The sequence below is a fragment of the Streptomyces sp. genome (genome assembly GCF_036566765.1).
Lineage (GTDB): Bacteria > Actinomycetota > Actinomycetes > Streptomycetales > Streptomycetaceae > Streptomyces.
Map to the genome: position 1 here is coordinate 1 of NZ_DATCVQ010000078.1, position 8,899 is coordinate 8,899.

Genomic DNA, 8,899 nt, shown 5'->3' on the forward strand with positions numbered 1-8,899 from the left:
CCCACGTACCGCACCGCCCCCGCCCCGCCCCGCAGCGCCCCCGCCACCGCCAGCACCGCCGCGCCCGGGTAGCGCGCGGAGCCGGCCACGATGCCGACGACGCCCCGGCGGTACTTGTCGCTCTCGGCCCCCGGCGCCGGCAGCAGCCACGCCACGTCCTCGTGCTGCAGCGCCTCCAGATCCGCCACCGACGGCAGCGTCGCGTCGAGCCCGATGTCGATCAGCCGCAGCGCCCCCGCGTACTCCCGGCCCGGGTCGATCAACAGGCCCGGCTTGTACGTCCCGAACGTCACCGTCGCGTCCGCCCGCAGCGCCTCCCCCGTCACCTCCCCCGTGTCCGCCTCGACGCCGCTCGGCAGGTCGACGGCGACCACGACCGCGTCCGAGCCGCGCGCCGCCCGCGCCACCGGCACCGCGTCCGGCCGCAGCCCGCCCCGCCCGCCGATCCCGGTGATCCCGTCCAGGACCAGGTCCGCGACCGCCAGCGCCTCGAACGGGTCGTCACTCACCCGCCCCCCGGCCGCCCGCAGCGCGGCCAGCCCGGCCTCGTGGACCCGCGCGCCGAGCAGCACCGCCGTCACGCCCGCCCCGCGCCGGGCCAGCCTGACCCCCGCGTACAGCGTGTCGCCGCCGTTGTCGCCGCTGCCGACGAGCAGCACCACCCGCGCCCCGTACACCCGCCCCTTCCCGAGCAGCGAGCAGCAGGCCGCGGCCAGGCCGGCCGCGGCGCGCTGCATCAGCGCGCCCTCCGGCAGCCGCGCCATCAGTTCGGCCTCGGCGGCCCGTACGGTCTCCACGCCGTGAGCGGTACGCATGGGATCAACCCTCCGCGATCACCACCGCCGACGCCACCCCGGCGTCGTGACTGAGCGACACATGCCACTGCTTCACGCCGAGTTCCGCGGCCCGCGCCGCCACCGTCCCGCGCACCCGCAGCCGGGGCTGCCCGCTCTCCTCGACGTACACCTCCGCGTCCGTCCAGTGCAGCCCGGCCGGCGCGCCGAGCGCCTTCGCGACCGCCTCCTTCGCGGCGAACCGCACCGCCAGCGAGGCCGGCCCGCGCCGCTCCCCGCTGCTCAGATACAGCTCGCCCTCCACGAAGAGCCGTTGCAGCAGCCCGGGCGTCCGCGTCAGCGACGCGGCGAAGCGGTCCACCTCCGCCACGTCGATCCCCACCCCGATGATCATCGGACTTTCCTCACTCACTCCACCGTCACGGACTTGGCCAGATTGCGCGGCTGGTCCACCTCGTTGCCCCGCGCCGTGGCCAGCTCGCAGGCGAAGACCTGCAGCGGCACGGTCGCGACCAGGGGCTGGAGCAGCGTCGGCGTCGCGGGGATGCGGATGAGATGGTCCGCGTACGGCGCGACCGACTCGTCCCCCTCCTCCGCGATCACGATCGTGCGCGCTCCGCGGGCCCGGATCTCCTGGATGTTGGAGACGATCTTGTCGTGCAGGACCGAGCGCCCGCGCGGCGAGGGCACGACCACGACCACCGGCAGGTCCTGCTCGATCAGCGCGATCGGCCCGTGCTTCAGCTCGCCCGCCGCGAAGCCCTCGGCGTGCATGTACGCGAGCTCCTTCAGCTTGAGCGCGCCCTCCAGGGCGACGGGGTAGCCCACGTGCCTGCCCAGGAAGAGGACGGTGTCCTTGTCCGCGAGCGACCGGGCGAGCGCCCGTACCGGCTCCATCGTCTCCAGGACCTGCTCGACCTTCTCGGCGCTGCGCGCCAGCTCCTTGACGACCGCGTGGATCTCGTCGCCCCACTTGGTGCCGCGGACCTGCCCCAGGTACAGCGCGACGAGATAGCAGGCGACGAGCTGCGTCAGGAACGCCTTCGTCGACGCGACCGCGACCTCCGGCCCGGCGTGCGTGTAAAGGACCGCGTCCGACTCCCGCGGGATCGTCGACCCGTTGGTGTTGCAGATGGCGAGCACCTTCGCGCCCTGCTCGCGCGCGTGCCGCAGCGCCATCAGGGTGTCCATGGTCTCGCCGGACTGCGAGATCGCGACGACCAGCGTCCGCGCGCCGAGGATGGGGTCCCGGTAGCGGAACTCGCTGGCCAGCTCCACCTCGCAGGGGATGCGGGTCCAGTGCTCGATGGCGTACTTGGCGATGAGCCCGGCGTGGAAGGCGGTGCCGCAGGCGACGATGACGACCTTGTCGGCCTCGCGCAGCTCGGCGTCGGGGATCCGCAGCTCGTCCAGGGTGAGCGAGCCGGACGCGTCGATCCGGCCGAGGAGGGTGTCGGCGACGGCCTTCGGCTGCTCGGCGATCTCCTTGAGCATGAAGTAGTCGTAGCCGCCCTTCTCGGCGGCGGAGGCGTCCCAGTCGACGTGGTACGCGTGGACCTCGGCGGGCGCCCCGTCGAAGTCGGTGGCGTTGACGCCGTCGCGGGACAGCTCCACGACCTGGTCCTGGCCGAGCTCGATCGCGGACCGGGTGTGGGCGATGAAGGCGGCGACGTCGGAGGCGAGGAAGTACTCGCCCTCCCCGACGCCCACGACGAGCGGCGAGTTGCGGCGCGCGCCGACGACGACGTCCGGCTGGTCGGCGTGCACGGCGACCAGCGTGAACGCCCCGTCGAGCCGCCGGCACACCAGGCGCATCGCCTCCGCGAGGTCCCCGCAGGAGGAGAACTGCTCGGCGAGCAGATGGGCCACGACCTCGGTGTCGGTCTCGGAGGCGAGCTCGTGCCCGCGCTCCTCCAACTCGTTCCTGAGGGCGGCGAAGTTCTCGATGATCCCGTTGTGGACGACGGCGACCCGGCCCGCGTTGTCGAGGTGCGGGTGCGCGTTGGCGTCGGTCGGCCCGCCGTGGGTGGCCCAGCGGGTATGGCCGATGCCGGTGGAGCCGCTCGGCAGCGGCCGGTCCACCAGCTCCTTCTCCAGATTGACGAGCTTGCCCGCCTTCTTGGCCGCGGCGAGCCCGCCGTCGGCGAGCACCGCGACCCCGGCCGAGTCGTACCCGCGGTACTCGAGCCGCTTGAGCCCGGCGATGACCACATCAAGCGCCGACTGCCCGCCGACGTACCCCACGATTCCGCACATGTCGGCAGCCTACGACCGACCCGGCCCGCCTGGCTCGCGCACGAACCCGTGCGCGTCGGTCCTCAGAACTGCCAGTAGTCGCGGTCGGGCAGTTCGACCCAGAGGTCGGGCGGCCCCACGACCGCGCGCGCGTCGGTGAGGCGCAGGCCCGCGAAGGCACAGGCGTACGCGACGGCGTTGCCGTGGAAGAGGTAGGAGGAAAGGACCTCCTCGGACGTGTCGTCCACGTCCGGGCCACCGCCCGGATGCAGGTCGGAGCCCTCGATCCGGCCGTCGCGGACGATGCTGCCCTGGTTGCCGCTCTTGGGGTTGGCGTAGAGGCCGTAGCCGAAGGTCCCGGCGGAGAGCAGGGTCAGAACACCCGGCGTGGACGGCATGTACGCCCACGGCTGGGTGACGACGCAGCCGCCGGGCACGGTCGTCACGCCGACGATCCGTATCCCCTCGTCGAGGCCGTACTCGTACGGATCCTCGAACAGCTCTTCCAGTACGTCGGCGTCCGCCGGGGTCGCCGCCAGCCGCCGTACGGCCTCGTCGGCGTCGATCCCGGCCACGCACGCGAGCCCGAGCCCCTCGGTGTGGAACGTCCCCAGCGCGGCGACGAGCCGCCGCCCCTCCCGGGCCACGACGCTCTCCGCCTCGGTCAGCCCGCGCTCGCCCTCCGGCCGCACGAACAGATCGGGCATCGGCCCGAACAGATCGGGCGTCGCCCCGGCGAGACTGAGCCGCCCCGGCGACCACCCGCCGAGGAGCTCCCGCCAGGGGTCCGCGCCGGCGGCGGCGAGGGCGCGCGCGTTGCCCGCCCGCCCTTCCAGCACGGCCTCCCACAGCGCGGTCACCCCGTGCTCGAGCGCGTCCACGTCCGCGACCCGCCCGGCGAGTTCGGCGACGACCTCGGGCGACCCGAAGAGTGCGGCGCGATGCAAGGCGCGCAACCCGTCCCGCCACTCCTCCGGATCGGCCCCTTCGGCGAGCCGCCGCCGTACGAGGCGGAGGTCTTCCCACCCCTCCCAGTCGAGGTCTCCCCAGCCGTGGTCCCGCTCCACCGTCGCGCCCCCTCCGCCGTCGATCGGCACATGGTAGGCGGAGGGCCTGACAGCCCGACAGAATCACGAGTTCACAACTGATCAAGAAGTGGATCTTCGCAGTCCCTTTTGCCCGTTGGGGGCGATGTAGCGTTCGCGTCCGATCATGTACACGTCCCCAAGGAAGCTCTCGTGACGACTCCTCCCGCCACCCCCGACCAGCCGCTCGCGCCCGCCGAGCCGGAGAAGAAGAAGGGCGGGCTCGGCAAGAAGGTCCTCGGCGTCGGCGTGGCGATCGCCGTCGCCCTGGCCGTGAAGCTCGGCATCCCGGTCCTCACCGGTGAGACCCCGGTGCACGCCCAGGCGGGCGACTGCGTCACCGTGTCCGGCCCGGAGAACGACCCCGAGGTCGAGAGCAAGTCGTGCACCGAGAAGGTCGCCGACCTCTACAAGGTCGTCAAGGTCTACGACAACACCTTCGACGTCGAGAAGTGCGGCGAGGCGAGCGAGGTCGCGCTCGCGCAGCAGTGGGACGCGGACAAGTTCGTGCTCTGCCTGAACGCCGTCAAGAACTGACGACGCGTACAAGCGTGACGAAGGGGCGGGACCCGGTGGGGTCCGGCCCCTTCGGCGTATCGTCGGCAGGCCGGACGAAGCCTCCTGTTCGCCCAGCCGGGCGACCCGGCCGACAACTCCCCCGCGGCGACCGCCCCGAGGCGTGGGATGGGCCCGCTTCCCGCCTCGCATCCCCAACGGCCGGCGCCCGTCGATGACGGTCGCGGCCTCCTTGCATGCCTGGCAGGCATCGGGCCCATGCGGCGCCCACAAGTACGGGGAGACCGACAGGCCGTCGTGCGCCACGCCGCACAGCGTCGCGCCACGCGTAGCACCGGGTACAGAACCACGGCTCCTTGACCGGCAGTTGCCATTTCTCCCGAGGCTCCGCCACCGGCTTCTGCCGCATCTCGTGGCCGCACACGTCACAGATCTCGGCCCGATCCTCCCCCCAAGCGCCCCCTGCGCCGCCGGCCATAGCGTTCAGCCACAGTTCATTGCAACGCAACGTCGCTCCTCGTTGCGTTAGGCGTCACGGTCGTTGCAATGAATTTGATGCAACTACCTGCGATGACACGGTTTCTGCGCAACAGAGCTGTTGCCACACCCTTGAACGCAACGTAGCTTTTCCCATGTCGGAAACGCCGACGACGAAAAGCCAAGGAGCACACCATGCAGACCTTCAACACCTCCGCCCCCATCTCCGTCGTCCTCGACATCCCCGCGGGTCACATCCGGTTCATCGCCGCCGACCGCGCCGACACCACCGTCGAGGTCCGCCCCGCGGACGCCGGCAAGAGCAAGGACGTGAAGGTCGCCGAGCAGACCGCGGTCAGCTACGACGACGGCGTCCTGCGGATCGAGACGCCGGAGCCGAAGAACGCGGTGTTCGGGCACTCCGGGGCGGTCGAGGTCACCGTCCAGCTGCCCGCCGGCTCCCACGTCGAGGCGAAGGCCGCCGCCGCCGAGTTCCGCGGCGTGGGCCGGCTCGGTGACGTCGCCTTCGAGGGCGGCCACCGCTCGGTCAAGCTCGACGAGGCCGCGAGCGCCCGACTCTCCGTCCACGACGGCGACGTCGTCGTCGGCCGCCTCACCGGCTCGGCCGACATCAGCACCCAGCTCGGCAACGTCGAGGTCTCCGAGGCCCACGGCGGCAACGTCACCCTCAGCGCCCAGAAGGGCGACATCACCGTCGCCGCCGCCCGCGGCGTCTCCGCCACCCTCGACGCCGGCACCACCTACGGCCGGGTCCAGAACGCGCTCAAGAACAGCGACGGCGCCGACTCCGGTCTGAACATCCGGGCGACCACGTCGTACGGCGACATCACCGCCCGCAGCCTGTAGTCCGCATCCATCTCAAGGGGGCACCTCTCATGACCGACCTGGCCATCGCCGCGAACGGGCTGCGCAAGTCCTACGGCGACAAGACCGTCCTCGACGGCGTCGACCTCTCCGTCCCGAAGGGGACGATCTTCTCCCTCCTCGGACCGAACGGCGCCGGCAAGACCACCGCCGTGAAGATCCTGTCCACGCTCATCACCGCCGACGACGGCTCCGCCCAGGTCGGAGGTCACGACCTCGCCACCCACCCGCAGGCCGTACGCGCCTCGATCGGCGTCACCGGTCAGTTCTCCGCCGTCGACGGCCTGATCACCGGCGAGGAGAACATGCTCCTCATGGCGGACCTGCACCACCTGTCCAAGCGCGAGGGACGGCAGGTCGCCGCCGAGCTGCTGGAGCGCTTCGACCTCACCGAGGCCGCGAGGAAGCCCGCCTCCACCTACTCCGGCGGCATGAAGCGCCGCCTCGACATCGCCATGACCCTGGTCGGCAAGCCCAGGGTCATCTTCCTCGACGAGCCCACCACCGGCCTCGACCCCCGCTCCCGCCACAACATGTGGCAGATCATCCGCGAACTCGTCTCCGACGGCGTCACCGTCTTCCTCACCACCCAGTACCTGGAGGAGGCCGACGAACTCGCCGATCACATCGCCGTGCTGAACGACGGCAGGATCGCCGCCGAGGGCACCGCCGACGAGCTGAAGCGGCTGATCCCCGGCGGGCATGTCCGGCTCCGCTTCACCGACCCGGCCGCGTACCAGAGAGCGGCCTCCGCACTGCGCGAGGCCACCCGGGACGACGAGGCGCTCGCGCTGCAGATCCCCAGTGACGGCGGCCAGCGCGAGCTGCGCTCCCTCCTCGACTGGCTGGACGCCGCCGACGTGGAGGCCGACGAGCTGACCATGCACTCCCCCGACCTCGACGACGTGTTCTTCGCCCTGACCGGCGGAGCCGACCGAACCGACAAGAAAGGTGAGGCTGTCCGATGAGCTCCCCCCTGGCTCCCGCCCGCCCGACCCGGCTCTCGCTCGCCGTGCGGGACTCAAGCACGATGCTGCGCCGCAACCTGCTGCACGCGCGCCGCTACCCGTCCCTCACCCTGAACCTGCTGCTCACGCCGATCGTCCTTCTACTGCTCTTCGTCTACGTCTTCGGCGACGTGATGAGTGCGGGCATCGGCGGCGGAGGCGCCGATCGCTCGGAGTACATCGCGTATCTCGTCCCGGGCATCCTGCTGATGACCATCGGCGGCACCCTGGTCGGCACCGCGGTGTCCGTCTCCATGGACATGACCGAGGGCATCATCGCCCGCTTCCGCACCATGGCGATCCACCGCGGCTCCGTGCTCATCGGGCACGTCATCGGCAGCGTGCTGCAGTCGGTCATCAGCGTGGTTCTCGTCGGCGCCGTCGGTGTGGCCATCGGCTTCCGCTCCACGGACGCCTCGGCCCTGGAGTGGCTGGCGGCATTCGGGCTGCTCACGCTCTTCGCCCTGGCGTTCACCTGGATCGCGGTCGGGATGGGCATGGTCAGCCCCAGCGCCGAGGCAGCCAGCAACAACGCGCTGCCGCTGGTCTTCCTGCCGCTCATCTCCAGTGCCTTCGTGCCGGTCGACGCGATGCCGGGCTGGTTCCAGCCGATCGCCGAGTACCAGCCCTTCACCCCGGCCATCGAGACCCTGCGCGGGCTGCTGCTCGGCACCGAGATCGGCAACAACTGGTGGATCACCATCGTCTGGTGCCTGGGCCTCGCGGCGCTCGGCTACCGCTGGTCGAAGGCGGTGTTCGACCGCGACCCGAGGTGACCGCGCGGACTGCCTCCGGCAGTTCGTCCCGGCCGCGGGCGGCGTATTCCGGCACTGCGTCGGTGTACGCCGCCCCGGCGGCGTTCTGCATCAGCGCCGGTCGGTCGACTGTCCTACGCGATCGCCGTAGTGGACAGGTCCGGTTCCGGCGAGGGTGGGTGGCTCGCCGCCATGGGCAGGGTCAGCACCATGGTGAGGCCGCCGCCCGGTGTGTCCTCGGCGTGCAGGGTGCCGCCGATGGCCTCCACGAAACCGCGGGCGACCGCGAGTCCGAGGCCGACGCCGTTGCCGCGTGGTGAGTCGCCTTAGCGCTGGAGGGTTCGAAGATGCGGTCCTTGGCCTCGTCGGGGACGTTGCCAGTTTCCTGCGTGGGATGTGTTCCAGGCCGTGCAACATCATCGCGGTGCGCGGCCGGTGGTGGTGCTCGACGAAGGCGACCGCGCCGGGGGGCCGCGCCGAGGTAGATCCGGAACGTGCCGCGTGCCATGTGCGTCCGCAGTGCAGTGACCCGGTGGCCGGTTCCGCCACGGCGACCTCGCGCACATACGCGGCGATGGGACGGCCCAGGCTGCGGCTCTCGCAGGTCAGCCGTATGAACGGCGCTCCGGGGCCCCACTCCGCCCAGGAGCGCTCCAGCGCGGGTAGCAGACGGTGAGCGCGCGCACCTCGTCGCCCAGGGAGGCCGCCGCGGTCAGCGCCTCGGACGTCAGGCGGGAGAGAGAGGACACGGGGACGATCACCAGCGAGCGCTCGCGATGAGGGGTCTCGGGGATGCCCCTCGTCGTCCCCGCGCGCAGGCATCGCAAGGCTCACACGACGATGCAGGTCATGGCCGCCCACAGCAGGGGCGAGTGCTCGATCCGGCCGTCGGAGCGCCAGTGGTCCAGTTGCTCGCGCTGCCAACGGCCTAGCCGGGCCACCGGGTCCTGGTCCTCGTGGGCGGTGTCGACGGCGACGACCGCTGCGGACAGCGGGCGAACGGACTCGGGCAGGCCGGCCAGGCGGTGGAACGCGAAGCTCGTCGGCAGCACCCAGCGGGTGGCCGTCACCAACTCGGCGCCGTTGTGGAGCATTGCCGAGGCCAGGCCGAACGACTCGGCGAACCGGAGATCGCCGCCGCTCTC

8 protein-coding genes and 3 pseudogenes are annotated in these 8,899 nt (G+C 71.7%); 4 read left to right on the plus strand and 7 right to left on the minus strand.

The features are described 5' to 3' along the window. The 4 genes from VIU94_RS04590 to VIU94_RS04605 all read right to left on the minus strand — a co-directional run. Positions 1 to 815 (minus strand): NAD(P)H-hydrate epimerase (locus tag VIU94_RS04590; protein WP_331907805.1); only part of this gene is annotated, 815 nt, incomplete at its 3' end. A gap of 4 nt (positions 816 to 819) precedes the next feature. Further along, positions 820 to 1,188: a holo-ACP synthase gene (locus VIU94_RS04595; protein WP_331907807.1), complete on the minus strand. Its 369-nt coding sequence runs from the start codon at positions 1,186 to 1,188 to the stop codon at positions 820 to 822. Between the two features lie 14 nt (positions 1,189 to 1,202). Then, entirely contained in the window at positions 1,203 to 3,050 is a 1,848-nt protein-coding gene (glmS, locus tag VIU94_RS04600; RefSeq protein WP_331907809.1) for a glutamine--fructose-6-phosphate transaminase (isomerizing), read from the minus strand. 62 nt (positions 3,051 to 3,112) lie between these two features. Then, on the minus strand, positions 3,113 to 4,126 hold the full coding sequence (locus VIU94_RS04605; RefSeq protein WP_331907811.1) for an ankyrin repeat domain-containing protein: 1,014 nt from the start codon (positions 4,124 to 4,126) through the stop codon (positions 3,113 to 3,115). 141 nt (positions 4,127 to 4,267) lie between these two features. Between VIU94_RS04605 and VIU94_RS04610 the strand changes: the two genes are divergently transcribed. The 4 genes from VIU94_RS04610 to VIU94_RS04625 all read left to right on the plus strand — a co-directional run bounded on the left by VIU94_RS04610 (position 4,268) and on the right by VIU94_RS04625 (position 7,775). After that, complete coding sequence (locus VIU94_RS04610) at positions 4,268 to 4,651, plus strand: LppU/SCO3897 family protein (protein ID WP_331907813.1); 384 nt, start codon at positions 4,268 to 4,270, stop codon at positions 4,649 to 4,651. A 651-nt stretch (positions 4,652 to 5,302) separates the two neighbouring features. Beyond that, a complete protein-coding gene (locus VIU94_RS04615) occupies positions 5,303 to 5,974 on the plus strand; it encodes a DUF4097 family beta strand repeat-containing protein (RefSeq protein ID WP_331907815.1) in 672 nt (223 codons plus the stop codon). A gap of 29 nt (positions 5,975 to 6,003) precedes the next feature. Beyond that, the gene (locus VIU94_RS04620; protein WP_331907817.1) at positions 6,004 to 6,960 is read left to right on the plus strand and encodes an efflux ABC transporter ATPase subunit, DrrA-related; all 957 of its coding nucleotides are present in this window, start codon (positions 6,004 to 6,006) and stop codon (positions 6,958 to 6,960) included. Beyond that, positions 6,957 to 7,775: an ABC transporter permease gene (locus VIU94_RS04625; protein WP_280860540.1), complete on the plus strand. Its 819-nt coding sequence runs from the start codon at positions 6,957 to 6,959 to the stop codon at positions 7,773 to 7,775. Before VIU94_RS04620 ends, VIU94_RS04625 begins: the two co-directional genes overlap by 4 nt. 113 nt (positions 7,776 to 7,888) lie before the next feature. Here VIU94_RS04625 and VIU94_RS04630 read toward each other — a convergent pair. From VIU94_RS04630 to VIU94_RS04640, 3 pseudogenes are all read right to left on the minus strand, one after another. After that, positions 7,889 to 8,127, minus strand: a pseudogene (locus VIU94_RS04630) (sensor histidine kinase); the annotation flags it as partial. Positions 8,128 to 8,285: 158 nt separating this feature from the next. Further along, positions 8,286 to 8,548, minus strand: a pseudogene (locus VIU94_RS04635) (amino acid permease); the annotation flags it as partial. A 36-nt stretch (positions 8,549 to 8,584) separates the two neighbouring features. Next, positions 8,585 to 8,899 (minus strand): annotated as a pseudogene (locus tag VIU94_RS04640) (hypothetical protein); the annotation flags it as partial.